Raw genomic sequence first — 19,661 nt, forward strand, 5'->3', positions numbered from 1 at the left:
CTCATGCACTTCGACATCACGATCGAGATCCCCCGCGGCAGCGGCAACAAGTACGAGGTCGACCACGCCACCGGACGGATCCGCCTGGACCGGGCGGTGTTCACCAGCATGGTGTTCCCGCAGGACTACGGCTCGATCGACGACACTCTCGGCGATGACGGCGACCCCCTCGACGCGCTCGTGCTGCTGCCCCGGCCCACGTTCCCCGGCGTCGTCATCGACGTCCGCCCGGTCGGGATGCTCCGCATGGTCGACGAGAACGGCGGCGATGACAAGATCCTCACCGTCCCCGCCGGAGACGTCCGCTTCGACCACGTCCAGGACATCTCCGACGTCGCCGAGCCGGTCCTGGCGGAGATCGAGCACTTCTTCGCCCACTACAAGGAGATCGAGCACGGCAAGCACGTCACCACCAACGGGTGGGCGAACCGTGTCGACGCCGAAGCCATCATCCGCGCCGCACAGGAACGGTTCACCCCGCACCCCTGACCGGCACCCGCGCACCCGACACCATCCAGTGCGCGCCCTGAACCGCCGTGGGGAGGCAACTGGCGCCCAGTGATCGCCAGGAGGTCGTCCCTCCGCCTCCCCGCGGCCCACACCCGCACGACCAACCCGAAAGGCGACAACCGCCGTGAACGACTACATCAGCAACGTCCACCACACCACCCACCATCAGGGCGAGTACGTGACCCACACCAGCCGCCCCGTCACCATCAGCAGCCTGCACGGCTCCCGGATCCTCGACTCCCGCGGCTACCCGACGATCCAGGTGCGTCTCGAGCTCGAGGACGGCACCGTCGTCACCGGTGACGCCCCCGCAGGCGCATCCACTGGCGCGCATGAGGCTGTCGAGCTTCGCGACGGCGGCAGCAGCTACGGCGGCCGCGACGTGAGCCAGGCACTGCACCTCATCACGACGGACGTCGCACCGATGATCACCGGCCAGTCGTGGACCTCGATCGGGCAGGCCGACGCCGCCCTCGCTGCCCTCGACGGCACCCCGAACCACCGCCGGCTCGGCGCGAACAGTGTCGTCGCGACCTCGATCGCGATGGCACGCGCTCTCGCCGCCGCAGCGGAGCTGCCGCTCTGGCGTTGGATCGCAGACGTCACCGGCAGCACGCCCCGCCTGCCCGTCCCGCACTTCAACGTGCTCAACGGCGGAGCGCACGCAGCGAACGCGCTCGACTTCCAGGAGTTCATGATCGCCCCGGTGAACGCCGAGACCATGACCGACGCGGTTCGGATCGGATCGGACGTCTACCACGCGCTGGCGGCACTGGTCCGGGAACGGTTCGGCAGTCTCGGTCTCGGGGACGAAGGCGGCTTCGCCCCGTCGATCGCCGCGCCCGAGGAGGCCCTCGACCTCCTCGTCGCCGCGATCAGTGCCGCCGGTTACGAGCCCGGCGTGGACACCGTCGCGATCGCACTCGACCCGGCGGCGAACGAGTTCGCGCTCGGTGACGGTAGCTACCGGGTCGTGGACCGCCGGCTCGACCGCGCAGGCATGGTCGACTACTACCGCGACCTCATCAGCCGGTATCCGATCCGGAGCATCGAAGACGGCTTCTCCGAAGATGACCACGGCGGCTGGAAGGCGATGTCGTTCGCGCTCGGCGACATGCTCCAGATCGTCGGCGATGATCTCTACGTCACCGATCCGCAGCGCATCCGCGACGGTGGGAAGGACGGGCTCTCGAACGCGGCGCTCATCAAGCCGAACCAGATCGGCACCGTCTCCCAGACCCTCGACGCGATCGGCGTCGCACGCTCGCTCGGGATGCGGAGCATGGTGTCGCACCGGTCCGGCGAGACCACCGACACGTTCATCGCGGACCTCGTCGTCGGCACCGGAACCGGACAGATCAAGTCCGGCGCACCCGCCCGCGGAGAACGCGTCGCCAAGTACAACCGGCTCACCGAGATCGCGGAGAACAATCCGGAGCTGCCCTACGGGCTGCGCTGACCCCGACCGGTCACCTCGTGGGCGACGCGCAGGAAAGCAGAACCAGCTGGCTGAGGCTCTCCCGACCAGATCGCCCGCAACGGCCGGGCAAGTGGCGGCCCAGCGAGCGGGACCCGCACCAGCGACCCGTCGTTGATGTCGGCGGCGACCGTGCGAAGGCTCATCACCGCCGGTGCAATTCCAGCCTGCGCGTTCGCCCGGATGATGCTCGTGGTCTCCAGCACCGCGGCCGGAACCGACATGCTCAAACCGGCCTCCCTGAGCCATGCGGCGAGGGTCGCGCGAGTTCCGGAACCTTCTTCCCGCAGGAGCAGAGCCGTCGCCGCCAGGACCTCCGCAGTGATCCCGGTCGACCGAGCCCAGGGATGTTCCGGCGCAACGACGACCGCGAGCTCATCGTCCGCGATCACCTGCGCGGACACACCTGCCGCCGTCACCGGGGTCTCCGTGAACCCGAGGTTCGCGCCACCCGACTGCACGAGGTCCGTCACCGCGGCGGAGTTGCCCGCGATCAGGCGCACCCGCACGTCGGGTTCGCGGCGGCGGAATTCGAGCAGCCAGCCCGGCAGCAGCAGCTCCGCGATCGTCTGTGACGCTGCGACGACGAGCGAACCCGTGGGAGTCCGCAGCGCAGCCACTCCTGCTTCGAGGTGGCGAGACGCGTCGAGGACCGGTCCGGCCAGCCCGACGACGAGCCTGCCGGTCTCGGTCAGCACCGACCCCGTGGTCGAGCGGTGCACCAACAAGTGACCGACCATGCGCTCGGCGACCCGGATCCGAGCAGACACTGCCTGTTGCGTGACGCCGAGCGCTCCAGCGGCAGCGGAGAGGGAGCCGGTCTCGGCGACGCGTGCGAGCACGTCGAGTGTGTCGAGGTCGAGGGTTCGGTCCGTGAGTCGCCGTAGTGCCACAATCATTGATTGTGCCCTGCCAAGAGGTTCCGGGTACCGCCAGAGGCAGGATTCGCGCAGGCTTGGCCCATGACAACGCTCCGCACGGACCCTGCACCCGCGAACGGTAGCCAGCTGCCCCAACGGCCGCAGACGGCGTTGTTCCGTGACCTGGAGCGGCCAGGCCTGATCGTGTCGAATCTCACACCGAACTGGTTCGCGTCGATCATGGGCACGGGGATCGTCGCTGTCGCAGCTGCGTCACTGCCGCTGCAGTTCCCCGGGCTGCGCCTCGCGGCGACGGTCGTGTGGGCGATCGCCGCGGTGCTCCTCGTCGCCCTCACGACCGCGACGGTGCTGCACTGGATCCGCTACCGGAGCACTGCAGCCGGGCACCAGCTCAACCCGGTGATCTCGCACTTCTACGGCGCACCACCGATGGCGTTCCTCACCGTCGGCGCCGGGACACTCCTGCTCGGCAAGGACTGGGTCGGCCTGCCCGCCGCCGTCACCATCGACTGGGTCCTGTGGACCATCGGCACCATCGGAGGACTGCTCACGGCAGTGCTCGTGCCGTACCTGGCGTTCACCCGCCACGAGAACAAGCCCGACTCCGCGTTCGGCGGCTGGCTGATGCCGATCGTCCCGCCGATGGTGTCCGCCTCCACCGGTGCGCTCCTGCTGCCGTACGCCCCCGCCGGGCAGGCGCGGGAGACGCTGCTGTGGTCCTGCTACGGCTTCTTCGGCCTCAGCCTCATCACGTCGCTGGTCGTGATCACGCTGATCTGGAACCGTCTCGCGCAGCACAAGGTCGGGGCCGCCGGCATGGTCCCGACTCTGTGGATCGTCCTCGGGCCGGTCGGACAGTCGATCACCGCGGTGAACCTCCTCGCATCGAACGCCCCCACCGTTGTCGATGCGAGTACCGCGCATGCCCTGCTGGTCGTGGCGCTGGTGTACGGGTTCGCGATGCTCGGCTTCGCGCTGCTGTGGACCGTCATCGCCCTCGCGATCACCATCCGCACTGCCCGCGAACACTTGCCGTTCAGCCTGACTTGGTGGTCCTTCACGTTCCCCGTCGGGACCTGCGTCACCGGCCTGAACGGGCTCGCCCTGCACTCAGGCCTGACCGTCGTTGCCGTCCTGGCCGTCATCTACTACGCCGGCCTCGTCGCCGCATGGATCACCGTTGCCCTTCGCACCTTTCACGGATCCGTCATCCGTGGCACCCTGCTGGCACCGCCACAGCCGGCATGAGTACCCCCGAGGAACTCGCTGACGTTCGATCGCTGAACGGTCTCGCGGAGACGTGGCGGACCGCGCCCGACGGCAGCCGACGGTTCGTCCCGAGCTTCGACCCACGATCCGGCGGCAGATTCAGCCGTGTCCTGGTCCTGATGCAGTCGCCTGGCCCCCAGACCATCGCCGCAGCGCACGCAGCGATCTGCAGCGAGGACAACCCGGGCCCGACCGCGGCCGCGTTCCGAGCAGCCCGTATCGAGTCCGGACTCGCACGCGGCGAGTACGTCCGCTGGAACCTTGTCCCATGGGAACTGCCCGACCGCGTGCGACTCGAGGACATCGACGAGGGGCGGCATGCCCTCGCCACACTGCTCGCGGCCCTCCCCGCTCTCACTGCGATCGTCACGTACGGGGCCGTTGCCCTCGACGGCGTCATGCGACACTTCACCCTGGACGAGCACCCCCGACTCCTTCCGGTCATCGCAGCACCACATCCGTCTCCCGCCAACGGCCGCCACCGATCGGAACAACACCTCCGTTCCGTGCAAGCACTCCGGCTCGCCGCGCGAGCGCGGCAGACGTAACAAATACGAACGATTCCGCTACAACTATCCGTACCGGCGCTCAGTCCGGGTGCGAGGCGCCGTGTCTTGTAGCGGAACCCAGTCCCAGAATCTACGTGCCGCCACTACCCCTCCTGGTCGAGTTTCGCTACGTTCTCTTCATGGGTCACCTTCTCGGGTACGCGCGTGTGTCCACCACCGACCAGGACGCCTCGCTGCAGATCGACGCGCTCAACGCCGCCGGTTGCTACCGCGTGTTCGTCGACACCATGTCCGGGTCGCTCCAACACCGACCCGAGCTCGACAAGCTCCTCGACCAGCTCCGCCCCGGCGACACTCTCGTCGTCTGGCGACTCGACCGGCTCGGTCGATCCATCCGGCACCTCATCGACCAGCTCCACGCTCTCGCCGAGCGCGGCATCGGGTTCCGGTCTCTGCAGGAGACCATCGACACCACCTCACCCGGCGGCCGCCTCGTGTTCCACGTCTTCGCCGCACTGGCGGAGTTCGAACGGGACCTCATCAAGGAACGCACCAACGCCGGTCTCGCCGCCGCCCGCGCCCGCGGACGGACCGGAGGCCGCCCGTCTCGGCTCTCCGCGGACCAGGTGCGGACCGCGCGTCGGCTGTACGAGCAGCAGGACATGACCGTCGCGCAGATCGGCAACGTCCTCGGCGTCAGCCGCACCACTATCTACCGGGCCATCGCTCGCCACACTGAACCGGTCGCGGCGAGGCGACCTAAGCCCTCGCCGACGATGTAGCTCGATCATGGACGCGAGCGAGCGGTGGCGGATCCTTCGACTGCACGTAGACGACGCAATCCCGCTCGCCACCCTCGCCCGCTGTACGGGTATCAGCGAGCGCACCCTGCAACGCTGGCTCGCCCGCTACCGGACCGGCGGATACACCGCCCTCACCGATGACACTCGCGCCGACCTTGGTGTCCGGCGCACGGCACCGGAACTCGTCCGCCTGGTCGAAGGGCTCGCACTCACCAGGCCGCGACCGTCGATCGCCACCATCCACCGTCAGGTCGGCGTCCACTGCGCTGGACGGGGACTGCCGTCGCCGTCGTATTCCGTCGTGCGGTCGATCGTGAACGGGCTCGATCCCGGGATGGTGACGCTCGCGCTCGAGGGGCCGGCGTCGTACCGGGACAAGCACGAGCTGCTGCTCCGACGTCGCGCGGACCGCCCCAATGCGATCTGGCAGGCGGACCACACGATGTTGGACCTGCTCATCGTCGGCCCCGACGGCAAGCCCGCACGGCCGTGGTTGACGGTGATCCTCGATGATCACTCCCGCGCGATCTGCGGGTACATGGTGTTTCTCGGCGCCCCGTCAGCGGCGAACACTGCGCTCGCGCTGCGACAGGCGATCTGGCACAAGTCGGAGCCGGACTAGCCTGTCTGCGGGATCCCGGACGTGCTCTACACGGACCATGGGTCCGACTTCACCAGCCACCGCCTCGGCGACACCGCCGCTGTGCTGCATCTCCGGATCATCCACTCGCAGGTCGCCCGCCCCCAGGGCCGCGGGAAGATCGAGCGGTTCTTCGGCACGATCAACACCGAGCTGCTCCCAACGCTCGCCGGCCACCTCGCACCTGGAACCGCAGCACCGACACCCAGCCTTGATCTCGCCGGCATCGACAGCGCCATCAATACGTTCATCCGCCGCTACAACGCCCGCACCCACCGCGAGCTCCGGATGAGCCCACTGCAAGCGTGGATCGCAGACGGGTGGCTGGCACGGCTCCCGGATTCCCTCGAACAGCTCGACGGGTTCCTGCTCACCGTCCCAACCACGCGCGTCGTGCAGCGCGACGGCATCCACTTCGAGGGCCTCCGCTACACCGCGACGACCCTCGCACCGTTCGTCGGCAGCACCGTCGCCATTCGGTACGACCCTCGTGACGTCACCGAGATCCGCGTCTTCCACCGTGACGCGTTTCTCTGCACCGCGATCAGCACCGAGCATCAGACCGAGACGGTCAGCCTCAAGCAGATCCAAGCCGCCCGAAACGCTCAGCGCCGGGCTCTACGCGGGCAAATCCGCGAACGCGTCGCGATCGTCCCCCCGGCTTCAGACGACACCAGCCCACCAGCCGCCGAGCCGGAACAGCCGCGACTGAAGACCTACGAGGAGGACAGGTCATGACGAGCCAGTTCATCATCACCAAGGAGCACCGCCGGTTCGCGGAGTTCGCGGACGCCGTTCGGAAGCAGAACACCATCGGCGTCTGTTTCGGCCCTGCCGGCGTCGGCAAGACCCTCTCAGCTCGCCGCTACGCGCACTGGGACAGCATCGGCCCGTTCATCGCCAGGTGGGCCGCACGCAGCGAAGACGACACCAAGATCTACGCCGCCGCCCACCGCGCCCGCACCGTCTTCTACACGCCCGAGGTCTCCGCAACGATGCGGGCCCTCCAGGACGACCTCCGGCACGACATGCTCCGCACCGAACGTTGCATCGAGGAACACCTCCTCCTCCACGGCCGCCACTTCGACCACGCACACGGCCCCAACCCGTCCCTGCTCGAGCTGATCATCATCGACGAGTCCGAACGCCTCACCGGCAACGCCATCGAGTGGCTCCGCGACCAGTACGACCGAACAGGCATAGCGATGATCCTCATCGGCATGCCCGGCATCGAGAAGCAGTTCACCCACTACCCGCAGCTCTACAGCCGCCTTGGATTTGCCCACCAGTACCGTCCCCTCGGCCACGACGAGCTGCTGTTCGTCCTCGAACGCCAATGGCGCAAGCTCGGCAAGACGCTCGACCCCGACGACTTCACCGACGCGCAAGCCATCGCCGCTGTCGAACGCATCACCCGCGGCAACTTCCGGCTCCTCGAGCGCCTCCTCCCTCAGATCCAACGCGTCCTGAAGATCAACGAGCTGGACGTCATCACCAACGACGTCGTCGAAGCCGCCCGCAGCACCCTCGTCATCGGCACCACCTGACGCGACACTGATCGCAGCGAAAACGACGACACAGACCGAGGCTGCTCACAGGTTGCCAGCGTGGCCGTTCGCGCGCGAGGTTGGGAACGCCGAGCGTCCGGTTGACGACCGTCGAACGGACGCGGCTAGTCGTACTCCCCGATGGAGCGTCGAAGGCGATCAATCTGCGCTTCGACGGCCTCGTAGCACTCCTGGTCGGTCGGGGTGCGCCCGAGATCACGTCCGAGGTCGTTGCGGAACCTGGCGGTCATGTTCCGCGTGAGTGAGCCAGCGGCGCGAGGGTGGTCGACTGCGCCGAGGAAGGCAGCTGCGAGGTTGGCGAGGACGCCGATCATGACGCGACGGTCAGCGACGGTGACGAGCTCGGGATGATCCATGACGGCGTGCCTACTTCGTTGCGGCGATTCGGGATGAGCTCGACCTTCGTCCGGTAGCAGATCCATGCCCGCACAGCTGATCGCAGCCGCGGCCAATTGCAGGTGACACGCAAACAAAGGTCATGGCGACCGGTTCTCCGCCCGTCCCGCGACCGGGTGGGTCGGAATCAACGATACGGCGCCGCGCTTTCGAAGATTTGGACGCTCCCGTATCCCGTGGCATCCAACAACTGACGAAGAGCTCGCCCAGCACTCTCGTTACGACGAGTCGGGCCGATGCGCACAGCTCGGATCGGCAACCGCCCTAGTCGGGAGGGCGCGACGAATGGTTCATCCTCATCGAAAACTGGTGTCGATCCCGCCTCGTAAGCACCAACTTCGATGTAGGGGGTGATACCTAACCGGGACGCCCGATAGAGCACAAACTTCCACCGGGGCCATACGTCCCACGTCGTTCGAACCTCCCGTTCGTCAACGAAGCCGGGGTTTTTGAACAGAACCGTGGGGTCGACACCGGTAAAGTAGTCACCGACAAACGGAACGGTAATCCGTCCAGGCCTAGGCTTTCGGAGCCTTGAGAGAATTCGCTCTGCCTCTTCGTCGGCCCATGTGCTCCCTTCGCTGAGGTATCGAACACGTCCCCACGTGCCGCCCCATACGGACGGTTGGTCCGGGTCCGGTCCGGGGATCGGCTGGCCGTCATCGGTGTAGTCGATGATCTCTTCACCCCATCCGGGCGGTGGGCTGGGGTGTTCGGCGGCCATGTTCTGCACCACCGGGGCGAGTGGGACTGAAGGGTCGAGTTCGAGGGCGTATTCAGCCTCGGTTCCCATTCCGTAGCTGCGCCAGAGCGTAAGCGCGTCGCCGTCGCTGGAGGCCGACAGGAGGAACAGGTTGTCGGGTTGTGCGTCGTTCATCACCCCGAGAAGCTGCAGTTGCCGGGTCTGCCAGTCCTCTGCTCGCTCTGAGAGGGACTCTCGAAGAGCACGGCGGCCGGTCTGGATCTCGTCGACGTCGTTCATGAATGCAGCAGAACTTGCCCAAAGCCGGTTCGACTGCAGGATGCTGAGGAGGCCCTGCGCCGTCGTGTAATGCCAGGCGTGCTCGAGGTCAGAGCTCATCGTGATGCCCCTCGTCCGTTGGTATACCCCGATTGAGGACTTGACCAATTCTGTCTGGCCGGCGGAGCCGAGTTCCCGAGGATCCCCACTAGATCGGACCTGGCTGCTCGGCGTCGACACTCTCGGCCCATTGCGCGGCCGGGGTGGGGAGGTGGGTCCACCAACCGTCGTGTTCCCAAGACTGTCGGTTTGCCCGAGCCCAGACGTAAAGCATTGCAGTGCCGATCTGTTGGTCAGACTGGCCCGGGAAAAGCGCGGAGCGAGCCTCGGCGTCGCTCGCGATCAGCACAAAGGCTCCGTTGGCGTGAACTTGATCAAGCTCGGAACTACTCGGATAGAAGTCCATCCCGTCCGGCCTGTCGGTAGCGGTTTGCGCGACGATGCACCAGATGATGTCAAATTCGCAGAGGCTGTCGAGCAGTCGTGGCTGCAGTCCTGGATCACTTACGAGATCTGGGCGGAGTTCGGCCGTGGTGGTTGCGAGCTGCAGCGCTCGTGAGATCACGGGAGCACCTCGGAGCGTGTCTCCCCCCTCGCCCTTTGCAGTCTTCAAGAGGCCGGCACGCGCTGCGCTTGTGATCGCGTGCCGCAGCCAGGAGGCGTAGCCGTAGCTCTCATGAACCAAGTAACGCCGCAGGGTGAGGGCGCGTAGCTGTGCCCATTTCTTTCGGCGAACCGCCAAAGCACCAAGCACGTAGAGGTGCGCTAAGACCTCTAGCCAAGCACCTGCACGTCGCTGCTCCCGGGGGGTCTCATTCGTCACCGCGTCACCGATTCTGGGCACCGCGTTGTAGTAGTCAAACAGCGTCTGCAGGATCCGCTCGAGTTGCTCATCGGATCCGTAGAGCACCGCTGAGGAAGCGAGAGCGAATGCGCGATCAAGCACTGCTCGCGCCGGCGCGTACTCCTCTGACGATGCTGCCGAGCGAAGCCGCTCCGCGACCTGGATTAGGAAGCGGTCAAGGCGTGAGAGGTTCCCGGACTCGATCAACGAGTCGGCAGCAATCGCCAGAGTAGGGAGGTCCATGTCCAAGTCGATCGGTGGCGGCTGCGCCACTCCACCGCCCGAGCGATACAAACCGTCGTTCGGCTGCTCATTCAGGATCTGCACGAATCGGTGAATGAGTGCATCGCTGTCTCGACGTGCGTCCTCGCGAACCTTCTCGGTGTAGCGATCGAGAAGCCGCGGCCAGAATTCGTGCCGGAGCACGGCCGTGGTCGTCCCCTCGCGCACGATGACGTCGCCTGGTCGGAACCTGACCTTCGTCCGGGTCTTGTCGCGCTCCTGTTGCTCAAACTCACCCTGCTTTTTGACCACGAGAGGGAACAGAGAGGGCGGCGGGCCAGCGAACACCAAAGCGACGTCCCAGTCCCTACCTGACGGGGCCTTGATCGTGTGAACCGCGCTGACGATTGTCGTGGTGGCGTCGACGTACGCGGCGACCTTCTGTAGGAGAGTGGCCGAGTCGAAGTGAGCAGGAACGATGGGCTGCTGATCCTCAGCGGCCCTACCACCGTTGTCAACGCCAACGACGAGGTAGCCGCCATCCCTGAGCGACATCATCGCCAGGAGATCCTTCACGAACTCGACTTGGTCCTTCGGCACGCGGAAGTCGATCGAGGCCTTGAAGTCGAGCGGCTCCTGCTCAGCCTCCCAAGCCAAGAGCTCGTCGAGCTTGCTTCTGTCTACCCGGCCGTCAACAACGACCCCAAGATCCGCCATGTGAATGATTCTCGCATCGCTGCGGTCCAGTCGGGCGGAACCTCCAAGTGGATACGGACCTGCTCCCCGGTTTCGTCGTCTCGGAAGCCGATCGACTGCCGTGCGCTTCACCGCTCCAGTAACGCTCGAGTGGTGAAGGCCTCCGGCGACGACGATCGGCCAGCTCGCGCGCGGTACAACTTGCTTTTCGGGGGCATCTTGCTGGTGGTCGGCGTCGTACTGCTGGCGGTCGGATGGAACCTGGTCGCTGGGGTCATCTTCACCTTCGTGGGTGGCGCGATGCTCGCAGGGTGGCTCTTCCAGTGGTCGCGCAAGGACCGGGCTCGGAAGTGGCCGAGACAGACGGTGCCCGAAGATGGATCGATGCACGGACGCGCGAGCGCATCGGAACTCCGACTCTACCCAGCGCGCGTCGACCTTGACCGAGCGCCGCAGGAGCCGTGAAAGGAGAGTCAGGACAAGCCGACGATGTTGGCTAGATGACCGACTGCCAGGGGGTCATTCGAACCCAGATACGAAGTAGCAAAATCGGCATGGATTCGTGCACTAGTGACAGCGCTGCGAGCTGCCGGTAATGATGAGTCGCTCGCAGCGGGAATCCTCCGACCATCGAACCGGCTCGGGTCGTTCATCGCGGCCAGCCCTAACGAGTCGAGGTGGTGGAAGAAGCCCGCGAAGTCGTACACAACGTGGAACGGTGGGTGCTCCCGCAGATACTTCGCAGCGCGTAGCTCAAGGTACAGGGACGTGATAGGTACGCTCCGCCGGTACTTCCACAGCTTGACCAGCCGGACGAACTCCTTGGCGCGCGCAACCTTATCCCTGGACTCGTTTACGTACTCGTTGTGCTTCGCCGGGTTGGACTTGATCCACCCACTGCCCTGCGGGTCCGGGATCCAGTAGTCGTCATTGGAGGTGATGTGGGCTGGGATGATCTCCGTAGTAGGTCCATCGGACCAGTCGATGGTGACTCCTGGTCTGCGGATCGTGACAGATCGAGCGCGGTAGCCAACCCGATCGGCGAGAGCTCGCCTCAGCCTGACCAGATCGTCGTAGCTTTGCGCCGGTCGAACGTGCCGCATGGATACGAAGTAGTCAACGTCGCTCCAAACCCGCACCGCCGTCCCATGTGACCAGGAGCCGGTCTCGAAGATCCGGAACGCGTCCAGTTCCCCCTTCACCGCTGCTTCGATCGACCAACGGTTCGCGCTCGCGGCGGACCGATCTTCCGGAGACGGAGTCATCGCTCGGATCTGCTCGTCCAGGTATCCGCTCGGAGACGTCATTGGTCGACTCGATGCGCCTGGCCGTGCTCGACTTCTATGTTGCGCTTCGCCCGCAAGTACGCCCACCGGGGCGTGGGATCCGCTGCCCGGCTCGCTGCTGTGAGCTCGTCCCCTACCGCATCCAGCCGGCGCCGCAAGGCATCCACGTCATCGCCGCTGACCACATCTACCGTTCGCAGCCGACGTGCGCGATCACGCACCGCGCCGAATTGCACTGCTGCCATCCTTGCGCGCTCAGATCGTCGGGACGGCCTCAGCGTCCCATGCACGCCCGTCGCAGCCGCCGCGACGAGGGCGAGCGCACCTCCTACGTACTGCAACTCACCACTAGCGAAGGTCAGCACTCCTCCGACAGCACTTCCAGCAGCGATCACACTGCCGAGTGACCACCCTGCCAAGCTCCAACCCTTTGCCGCCTCCAAGTTGCCTTGCTGACCGAACGTTGCGTTCTCCTCAAGACGCGACGCCTCCGCGCCGATCTGAGCGAGCACTCCTCCATCGTCACTCGTCAAGAGCCGCCCCTCCGTCCGCCGGTTTGCAAGGCGGTACTGATTCTCTCGCGGACCACCGGCATGACGTGGTCAGGCCGCCACTTGGCCGTATCGATAGCCGGTCCGCCAGTGAGCCAGGAGATGCCTGCGGGGGCTTCGGACTCCTACGCCCTGCTCTGGAGTGAACCCTGCCTCACCTAGTTGGTCCGCGGACTATCTCAGTTCACGCACGCTATATGGACGCCTTCCGGCGCACGATGGCCGAGCCTGGCACTAGTCGATGTGGCTGTCCGCGCTGCCAAACAACCTGTCTAACTCCGTATTTCAGGACACGTTACGTGGCAGTAGGACAAGTTAGCTGGCGGACGACACGGCTCGCGGCTCGCGGCTCGCGGCTCGCGGCTCGCGGCTCGCGGCTCGCGGCTCGCGAGAACATCCCACAAATCGTCACCGTCATGGTTCTGCGGCTTCGTGTGCCAACGGGCTGGTCGCGGGAGGTTACAAAGAGGAGACGATGTCAGCCATCAGTAGCTCATCACGGAGACCGTCTAACTCGCCCCGGCTCTGACCGGCGCGTTGCAGTACCTCGTCGAGGATCGACGCAACATCCTGAACCTTGAGAGCCTCTACGTGTCTCGTCCCTAACCGACGAAACAAGGGGGACTTCTCTAGCCCGGCCGCCGACGAAGTGGCGGCAACCAAGCAGAGATGATCGAACCGCCTGGCATTCGCCAGGGGCTCTGCCCGGGGCGCAATTTGGGCGTACCACCCGACGAAAGCACATGCGGCGCAGAATTCGGCCTGCCGAGTTACGGGTATCCAAATGATGTTAGCGGAGGACGTCGAAACTCGAAGGCCGTCCCCGGGGTCTGCGATCACATCGCCTACCCGCAAACCTGCCAGGCTCGCGTATGTCAATCCTCCGACTGCTCCGATGAGGAGCAACGCCCGGGCGCGGTCCCCATCGGCTCCCTCAAGAGAGACTTCGATAGCTTCCAGCACACCCTCAAGCGCGTTCACCGCCGGGAAGGACTGACGCTTCATGCGATTTTGGTATCGGATGAGGCTAGAGAGAACGGCAGGCACCGGTGGAGCGGATCTGATCCGGGGAAGGTTTGCTTCCACGTGGATTGCGTCGATAACATCGACCCAACTCTTCAGCCGTCCAGCCGAATGAGAGAGTGCGCCTGAGTCGTCTACTTCCCGGGACCGATCGAGTAGATAACTTGCAACAACCGGGCCCGAAGCGGGCAACGAACTGATCTCGCGCCGTGCACACCACACCTCAAAGTCTGCCCAGGGGTCTGGGGTACGGCGACGTCGAGGCTCGGGGTCGAGGGCGAAGCTCCTGGGTGCTCCAGTGAACGGCGCAGACGCCGGCGCGGGTAGGTAGGGCGGAACCCTCACGATGTCGATCCGATCCTTGGCTCATCGTCCGCCGCATAAGCGGTCCGTCTCACTGGAACGGACTATCTCTTGGGCGGGGAGACCATCTAGTTGGGACACCGACAGCCGTCGGCGCCGTCGCGTCCCAGTGCCTCGTCATGTCTCCTGCCGTCGAAGCGTCGCCTGCGCATACAAACTGTCGCTCCGCCACAAGGCGACACTTTGCGCGCTCAGGCGACACTTTGAGGCTGCGCGCACACACGCGCCTACTGCGGCATGTCGACGAACCGCGAGAACATCCCGTGGAACGCCACGGTGATGGTGTCCGTCGGTCCGTTACGGTGCTTCGCCACGATCAGGTCCGCCTCACCCTGACGCGGGTTGTCCTTCTCGTACGCCGACTCGCGGTGCAGCAGGATGACCATGTCGGCGTCCTGCTCGATGGAGCCGGACTCACGGAGGTCGGAGATCGCCGGCTTCTTGTCGGCACGCTGCTCCGGACCACGGTTCAGCTGCGACAGGGCGATGACCGGAACCTGGAGCTCCTTCGCCATCAGCTTCAGGGCACGCGAGAACTCGGAGACCTCTTGCTGGCGACTCTCGACCTTCTTGCCCGAGGTCATCAGCTGCAGGTAGTCGATGACCACGAGCTTCAGGTTGTGCTGCTGCTTGAGTCGACGGCACTTGGCGCGGATCTCGACGAGCGTCATGTTGGGGGAGTCGTCGATGAAGAACGGGGCGTCGTTGATGCGACCGCGGGTCTGCGCGATGGTGGTCCAGTCGCGGGAGTCCACGGTGCCCTTGCGCATGTTCTGCAGCGGCACGCTGGTCTCGGCCGAGAGCAGACGCATGGCGATCTCGGCGCGACCCATCTCGAGCGAGAAGAAGGCGGCGGTCTGGTCGTGCTTGATCGCGGCGGCGCGGCACAGGTCGAGCGCCAGCGTCGACTTACCGAGGGCAGGTCGGGCAGCGACGATGATGAGCTGTCCGGGGTGGAAGCCGTTCGTCAGGCCGTCGAGCTGCGCGAACCCGGTCGGCACGCCGGTCATCTGGCCGTCGCGGCCCTTGGCGGCCTCGATCTCGTCGAGCGCGGCCGAGATGGCGTCGGTCAGCGGGACGTAGTCCTCGGTCTGCACACCACCGGCGACGTTGTAGACCTCGGCCTGCGCGCTGTTGACGAGGTCGGTGACCTCACCCTCGGACGCGTAGCCCATCTGGACGATGCGGGTGCCGGCGTCCACCAGGCGGCGGAGCACCGCCTTCTCGGCGACGATGCCGGCGTAGTAGCCGGCGTTCGCGGCGGTCGGCACCATGCTCGTGACGCTGTGCAGGTACTCGGCGCCGCCGGCGCGGGACAGCAGTCCGGTCTTGGTCAACTCGTCGGTGACGGCGATGACGTCGGTGGGCTCACCGTGCGAGTAGAGCGACAGGATGGCGTCGAAGATGACCTCGTGCTTGGGAACGTAGAAGTCCACGCCACGGGCGGTCTCGATGACGTCGGCGACGGCGTCCTTCGACAGGAGCATGCCACCGATGGTCGACTGCTCCGCGAGCATGTCGTGCGGCGGGGTGCGTTCCATGCCGCGCTCCGCGTAGTCCTGCGGTGCGGGCTCAAGATGTGCGATCGACACACGCTCTCCTCTGTTGACGACACGGACCTGGACCGGCGGGACAGCACCCACCGGACGGAACCCGCACCCCTGTTTCTACCCCCGGCAACCGACATCCCCGAGTCGCTGGGCCAACGTACGGCCCCAGAGTTATCCCCAACAAACGGCCCTGTGGATAACTCTGTGGAGAGCCTGCGGAACACGCCGGAGCGCTGTGTGGAGAACTGTGGACGCGCCTGTGGAAAAAGACCCGTACGAACACACTTTCGACCGCTTGACCTGGGCTTTCCTGTTTCACACCATGTGTGGAAAAGTGGGGTTCAAGTACCCCTTGAAGGTTCCGATTTGACACGTTTCCACTGTGTAAAACGACTTGACAAGCACCCCTCCTGTGGGAAGAGTTCTCGGCCTGTTCCCAGCCAGCGCGACCCCGTCTAAAGCGTAACCAGCCAGCCCGAGTCGAGCCGCGCCTCCAGGCCCGTGACCATGTCGGCGACAGCCGTGGGACAAGCCGCGCGACCGCCCCCGGAACGCAACGACGGGCGGGCCTCCCGGAGGAGACCCGCCCGTCGTGGAGCGGAACGTCAGTGCTACTTGGCAGCGACGACCTTGAGCGAGATCACGGCAGTGATGTCCTCGCGCAGGCGCACGGTGGCCTCGTGGTCACCGACGGTCTTGATGGTCGCGGGGACCTCGACCTTGCGCTTGTCGAGCGAGCCGACGCCCTGCGCCTGGACGGCGTCAGCGACGTCGCCCGGACGGACGGAGCCGAACAGACGACCGTCCTTGCCGGCCTTGACCGACAGGGTGATGGTCGCGTTCTCGAGCTTCATCTTGAGGTCCTGTGCCTCTTCGATGGTGGCGAGCTCGCGCGCGGTACGCGCGGCACGGATCGACTCGACCTGCTTCTCGCCGCCCTTGGACCACGCGACAGCGAAGCCCTGGGGGATGAGGTAGTTGCGGGCGTAGCCGTTCTTGACGTCGACGACGTCACCAGCGGAACCGAGGCCGGAGACCTCGTGGGTGAGGATGAGCTTCGACATGTGTCGACCTCCGATCAGCGGCCGGAGCCGGCGTAGGGGAGGAGCGCCATCTCACGGGCGTTCTTCACGGCACGGGCGATGAGGCGCTGCTCCTGGACGGAGACGCCGGTGATGCGACGGGCGCGGATCTTTCCACGCTCCGAGATGAACTTGCGAAGGGTCGCAACGTCCTTGTAGTCGATGACGCCGACCTTGATCGACTTCGCGGGAGCAGCGTTCTTGCCGCCCTTGCCGCGAGGCTTCCGGCGGTCGCCGGTGCTCTTTCCAGCCATAGTGATTTGTCCTTAGAAGAAAAGTTGTGTGTCCGTCGGAACGCTGAGGATCAGCCCGGAACTCGCAGTTGCCGCTGTCAGGCGGCGCTGCGTGCTCCGATCAGAACGGGGTCTCGTCGTCGAAGTTGCCGCCGGGGGTGCTCCACACGTCGTTCGACTGTGCGTTGCCGCCACCCTGCTGGCCGCCCTGGGGAGACCAGGGCGCGTCCGACTGACCGCCACCGTTGTTGTTCCAGTTGCCGCCGCCGTTGCCCGCGGGGGCGCTGGCGCCGCCGCCGACCTGGCCACGACCGCCGCCACTGCCACCCGCTGCGCGGGTGATCTGTGCGGTCGCGTAGCGGAGCGACGGGCCGATCTCGTCGACCTCGAGCTCGATGCTCGTGCGCTGCTGGCCCTCACGGTCCTGGTAGGAACGCTGACGCAGACGACCCTGCGCGATGACGCGCGAGCCCTTCGTCAGCGACCCCGCCACGTGCTCGGCGAACTCGCGCCACACACTCGCGCGGAGGAACAGCGCGTCGCCGTCCTTCCACTCGTTCGCCTGACGGTCGAACGTGCGAGGAGTCGACGCGATGGTGAAGTTCGCCACGGCGAGCCCGTTCTGCGTGTAGCGCAGCTCGGGGTCCGCGGTGAGGTTGCCCACCACCGTGATGACGGTTTCGCCGGCCACGGGTTACTCGGCGCTCGCGGTCGCGGTCGCGGAGGCGTTGGCGGCCTTGCGGGCCGCACGAGCCTCGTCACGCTGCTTCTGGGCGGCGACCTGCGCGATGCCCTCTTCAGCGCGGAGGACCTTCGTGCGGAGCACGGCCTCGGAGAGACCGAGCTGACGGTCGAGCTCCTTGGCGGCCTCGGGCGACGACGTGAAGTCGACGACGGCGTAGATGCCCTCGGACTTCTTCGCGATCTCGTAAGCGAGCCGGCGACGGCCCCAGACGTCCACGTTGTCGACGGTGCCACCCGCGTTGCGGATCACGGCCAGGAACTTGTCCAGGCTGGGAGCGACGGTGCGCTCATCGATCTCGGGGTCGAGGATCGCCATCAGTTCGTACTGGTGCATGCGGAACCCACCTCCTCTGGTCTCAGCGGCCCCGGGCGGTTCCCGGGGCAGGAGGGTTGATGCATGTGCCCCAGACCACGCAGGTACGCGAGGGGCAACCTGGGTAGCCTACCGGACTGCCTGGAGGCGCGCCACCGGCCTGTGGAGAGCGGTTCCGCCCGGCAGGCGGTCGCGTCTCAGGCGTCGGCGTCGCCTCGGGCGCTCCACCACTCGCGCAGGCGCTCCTCGGCCGTCTCCGGCCCGAGGGGTCCTTCGTCCATCCGGGCCTCGAGCAGGAACCGGTAGGCCTCGCCCACGGCACGCCCCGGCGGGATGTCGAGGATCCGCATGATGTCGTCGCCGGTCAGGTCCGGACGGATCGACTCGAGCTCCTCCTGCTTGGACAGCACCTCGATGCGGTCCTCGAGGTCGTCGTAGGCGAACGCCAGCCGGTCGGCCTTGCGGCGGTTGCGGGTGGTGACGTCCGATCGAGTGAGCTCGTGCAGCCGTTCGAGCTGCGGTCCGGCGTCGCGGACGTAGCGGCGGACGGCGGAGTCCGTCCAGGCGCCCTCGCTGTACCCGAAGAAGCGCAGGTGCAGCTCGATCAGGCGGGACACCGCGGCGATGGTGTCGTTGTCGAAGCGGAGCGCACGGAGTCGCTTCTTCGCCATCTTCGAACCGACCAGGTCGTGGTGGTGGAAGCTCACCGCGCCGCCGGGCTCGAGCTTGCGCGTCGCGGGCTTGCCGATGTCGTGCAGCAGCGCCGCGAGCCGGAGCACGGTGTCCGGGGGATCGCCGGCGTGCCGCTCGGCCTCGTACCCGATGGCCTGCTCGAGCACGGTGAGGGAGTGCTCGTAGACGTCCTTGTGGTGGTGGTGCTCGTCGACCTCGAGCCGCATCTCGGGCAGCTCGGGCAGGAACCGCTCGGCGAGCCCGGTGTCGACGAGCAGCCGGAGGCCGGGGACCGGGTCGTCCGTGTTGAGCAGTTTGACGAGTTCGTCGCGGACCCGTTCGGCGGACACGATGTCGATCGACGCGACGAGGTCCTGCATCGCGGCCCGCACGTCGTCGTCGACGGTGAAGCCGAGCTGGGAGGTGAACCGTGCCGCGCGCATCATCCGCAGGGGGTCGTCGCGGAACGAGACGACTGCGGTCTGGGGCGTCCGGAGCCGTGCGGCGAGCAGGTCCTCGACGCCGCCGTGCACGTCGACGAGCTCGCGGTCCGGCAGCCGCAGGGCCATCGCGTTGACGGTGAAGTCGCGACGGAGCAGGTCGTCCTCGATGGTGTCGCCGAACGCGACCTCGGGCTTGCGGGTCTCGCCGTCGTAGACGTCGCTGCGGTACGTGGTGATCTCGACCTGCTCGCCGGCGACCCGTGCGGCGATGGTGCCGAACTGTCGACCGACGTCCCAGGTGGCACTCGCGATGGGCTCGACGATCCGCAGGATGTCGTCCGGCCGGGCGTCGGTGGTGAAGTCCAGATCGGTCACCGGACGGCCGAGGAACGCGTCACGGACGGGGCCGCCGACGAGGGCGAGTTCGTGTCCGGCGTCGGCGAAGGCCCGAGCGAGGAGGTCGACGGGCTCGGTGGTGGCGAGTGCGTCGAGTCGTTCGACGGCCTGGGCAACGGACTGCATGACGGTGCTCATCCTCCCAGATCGAGGCCCCGAGTTCTCCACA

At 66.3% G+C, this 19,661-nt stretch carries 18 protein-coding genes and 1 pseudogene; 7 read left to right on the top strand and 12 right to left on the bottom strand.

The window, feature by feature from the left end; all coding sequences use genetic code 11:
• The first annotated feature begins 3 nt into the window (after positions 1–3).
• Together DEI96_RS17900 and eno are read left to right on the top strand one after the other, a co-directional pair.
• Positions 4–489 (top strand): inorganic diphosphatase, encoded by a 486-nt coding sequence (locus DEI96_RS17900; RefSeq protein WP_055960822.1) that lies wholly within the window; start codon positions 4–6, stop codon positions 487–489.
• 145 nt (positions 490–634) lie between these two features.
• Positions 635–1,969 (top strand): phosphopyruvate hydratase, encoded by a 1,335-nt coding sequence (gene eno, locus DEI96_RS17905; RefSeq protein ID WP_083393829.1) that lies wholly within the window; start codon positions 635–637, stop codon positions 1,967–1,969.
• Here eno and DEI96_RS17910 read toward each other — a convergent pair.
• Positions 1,954–2,886, bottom strand: a complete 933-nt coding sequence (locus DEI96_RS17910) for a LysR family transcriptional regulator (RefSeq protein WP_208385475.1) — start codon at positions 2,884–2,886, stop codon at positions 1,954–1,956. The genes eno and DEI96_RS17910 overlap by 16 nt on opposite strands.
• Positions 2,887–3,051: 165 nt before the next feature.
• Here DEI96_RS17910 and DEI96_RS17915 point away from each other — a divergent pair, with 165 nt between their 5' ends.
• From DEI96_RS17915 to DEI96_RS17935, 5 genes and pseudogenes are all read left to right on the top strand, one after another.
• Complete coding sequence (locus DEI96_RS17915) at positions 3,052–4,116, top strand: TDT family transporter (RefSeq protein WP_240614499.1); 1,065 nt, start codon at positions 3,052–3,054, stop codon at positions 4,114–4,116.
• A gap of 140 nt (positions 4,117–4,256) precedes the next feature.
• The gene (locus tag DEI96_RS17920) at positions 4,257–4,685 is read left to right on the top strand and encodes a uracil-DNA glycosylase family protein (RefSeq protein WP_228506156.1); all 429 of its coding nucleotides are present in this window, start codon (positions 4,257–4,259) and stop codon (positions 4,683–4,685) included.
• A 140-nt stretch (positions 4,686–4,825) separates the two neighbouring features.
• Positions 4,826–5,428 carry a recombinase family protein gene (locus DEI96_RS17925; protein WP_111022513.1) on the top strand — a complete coding sequence of 201 codons (603 nt, stop codon included), beginning with the start codon at positions 4,826–4,828 and terminating at the stop codon, positions 5,426–5,428.
• Positions 5,429–5,435: 7 nt separating this feature from the next.
• Positions 5,436–6,827: pseudogene (locus DEI96_RS18115) on the top strand (transposase).
• On the top strand, positions 6,824–7,636 hold the full coding sequence (locus tag DEI96_RS17935) for an AAA family ATPase (RefSeq protein ID WP_111022512.1): 813 nt from the start codon (positions 6,824–6,826) through the stop codon (positions 7,634–7,636). The pseudogene DEI96_RS18115 and the gene DEI96_RS17935 overlap by 4 nt, the downstream one beginning before the upstream one ends.
• A 125-nt stretch (positions 7,637–7,761) precedes the next feature.
• Here the strand turns inward: DEI96_RS17935 and DEI96_RS17940 are convergent, their stop codons facing one another.
• The 11 genes from DEI96_RS17940 to DEI96_RS17985 form a co-directional block, all read right to left on the bottom strand.
• Positions 7,762–8,013: a hypothetical protein gene (locus tag DEI96_RS17940; protein ID WP_111022511.1), complete on the bottom strand. Its 252-nt coding sequence runs from the start codon at positions 8,011–8,013 to the stop codon at positions 7,762–7,764.
• A 167-nt stretch (positions 8,014–8,180) separates the two neighbouring features.
• Positions 8,181–9,134 (bottom strand): hypothetical protein, encoded by a 954-nt coding sequence (locus DEI96_RS17945; RefSeq protein WP_146246853.1) that lies wholly within the window; start codon positions 9,132–9,134, stop codon positions 8,181–8,183.
• An 88-nt stretch (positions 9,135–9,222) separates the two neighbouring features.
• On the bottom strand, positions 9,223–10,857 hold the full coding sequence (locus DEI96_RS17950) for a hypothetical protein (protein WP_111022510.1): 1,635 nt from the start codon (positions 10,855–10,857) through the stop codon (positions 9,223–9,225).
• Positions 10,858–11,309: 452 nt separating this feature from the next.
• Positions 11,310–12,143: an SMODS domain-containing nucleotidyltransferase gene (locus tag DEI96_RS17955; RefSeq protein ID WP_146246852.1), complete on the bottom strand. Its 834-nt coding sequence runs from the start codon at positions 12,141–12,143 to the stop codon at positions 11,310–11,312.
• Complete coding sequence (locus tag DEI96_RS18105; protein WP_181440451.1) at positions 12,140–12,634, bottom strand: SLATT domain-containing protein; 495 nt, start codon at positions 12,632–12,634, stop codon at positions 12,140–12,142. Before DEI96_RS18105 ends, DEI96_RS17955 begins: the two co-directional genes overlap by 4 nt.
• Positions 12,635–14,286: 1,652 nt before the next feature.
• Positions 14,287–15,651, bottom strand: coding sequence for a replicative DNA helicase (gene dnaB / locus DEI96_RS17960; protein WP_031260130.1), 1,365 nt, complete (start codon positions 15,649–15,651; stop codon positions 14,287–14,289).
• Between the two features lie 569 nt (positions 15,652–16,220).
• Positions 16,221–16,673 (bottom strand): 50S ribosomal protein L9, encoded by a 453-nt coding sequence (gene rplI, locus DEI96_RS17965; RefSeq protein ID WP_027466901.1) that lies wholly within the window; start codon positions 16,671–16,673, stop codon positions 16,221–16,223.
• A gap of 14 nt (positions 16,674–16,687) precedes the next feature.
• The gene (rpsR, locus tag DEI96_RS17970) at positions 16,688–16,945 is read right to left on the bottom strand and encodes a 30S ribosomal protein S18 (protein WP_017887834.1); all 258 of its coding nucleotides are present in this window, start codon (positions 16,943–16,945) and stop codon (positions 16,688–16,690) included.
• A gap of 100 nt (positions 16,946–17,045) precedes the next feature.
• On the bottom strand, positions 17,046–17,615 hold the full coding sequence (locus DEI96_RS17975; protein WP_027466902.1) for a single-stranded DNA-binding protein: 570 nt from the start codon (positions 17,613–17,615) through the stop codon (positions 17,046–17,048).
• A 3-nt stretch (positions 17,616–17,618) separates the two neighbouring features.
• Positions 17,619–18,002, bottom strand: a complete 384-nt coding sequence (gene rpsF, locus DEI96_RS17980) for a 30S ribosomal protein S6 (RefSeq protein ID WP_027466903.1) — start codon at positions 18,000–18,002, stop codon at positions 17,619–17,621.
• Positions 18,003–18,178: 176 nt separating this feature from the next.
• On the bottom strand, positions 18,179–19,618 hold the full coding sequence (locus DEI96_RS17985) for a CCA tRNA nucleotidyltransferase (RefSeq protein WP_111022563.1): 1,440 nt from the start codon (positions 19,616–19,618) through the stop codon (positions 18,179–18,181).
• Positions 19,619–19,661 lie beyond the last annotated feature (43 nt).

The sequence above is a fragment of the Curtobacterium sp. MCLR17_031 genome, assembly GCF_003234775.2.
Lineage (GTDB): Bacteria > Actinomycetota > Actinomycetes > Actinomycetales > Microbacteriaceae > Curtobacterium > Curtobacterium flaccumfaciens.

Coding starts and splice junctions, on each gene's coding strand:
- DEI96_RS17940 (WP_111022511.1), bottom strand. CDS start 8,013: ATGGATCATCCCGAGCTCGTCACCGTCGCTGACCGTCGCGTCATGATC.
- DEI96_RS17900 (WP_055960822.1), top strand. CDS start 4: ATGCACTTCGACATCACGATCGAGATCCCCCGCGGCAGCGGCAACAAG.
- DEI96_RS17925 (WP_111022513.1), top strand. CDS start 4,826: ATGGGTCACCTTCTCGGGTACGCGCGTGTGTCCACCACCGACCAGGAC.
- DEI96_RS17950 (WP_111022510.1), bottom strand. CDS start 10,857: ATGGCGGATCTTGGGGTCGTTGTTGACGGCCGGGTAGACAGAAGCAAG.
- DEI96_RS17955 (WP_146246852.1), bottom strand. CDS start 12,143: ATGACGTCTCCGAGCGGATACCTGGACGAGCAGATCCGAGCGATGACT.
- rpsF (WP_027466903.1), bottom strand. CDS start 18,002: ATGCACCAGTACGAACTGATGGCGATCCTCGACCCCGAGATCGATGAG.
- rplI (WP_027466901.1), bottom strand. CDS start 16,673: ATGTCGAAGCTCATCCTCACCCACGAGGTCTCCGGCCTCGGTTCCGCT.
- DEI96_RS17985 (WP_111022563.1), bottom strand. CDS start 19,618: ATGCAGTCCGTTGCCCAGGCCGTCGAACGACTCGACGCACTCGCCACC.
- DEI96_RS17935 (WP_111022512.1), top strand. CDS start 6,824: ATGACGAGCCAGTTCATCATCACCAAGGAGCACCGCCGGTTCGCGGAG.
- rpsR (WP_017887834.1), bottom strand. CDS start 16,945: ATGGCTGGAAAGAGCACCGGCGACCGCCGGAAGCCTCGCGGCAAGGGC.
- DEI96_RS17920 (WP_228506156.1), top strand. CDS start 4,257: ATGCAGTCGCCTGGCCCCCAGACCATCGCCGCAGCGCACGCAGCGATC.
- DEI96_RS17945 (WP_146246853.1), bottom strand. CDS start 9,134: ATGAGCTCTGACCTCGAGCACGCCTGGCATTACACGACGGCGCAGGGC.
- DEI96_RS17910 (WP_208385475.1), bottom strand. CDS start 2,886: ATGATTGTGGCACTACGGCGACTCACGGACCGAACCCTCGACCTCGAC.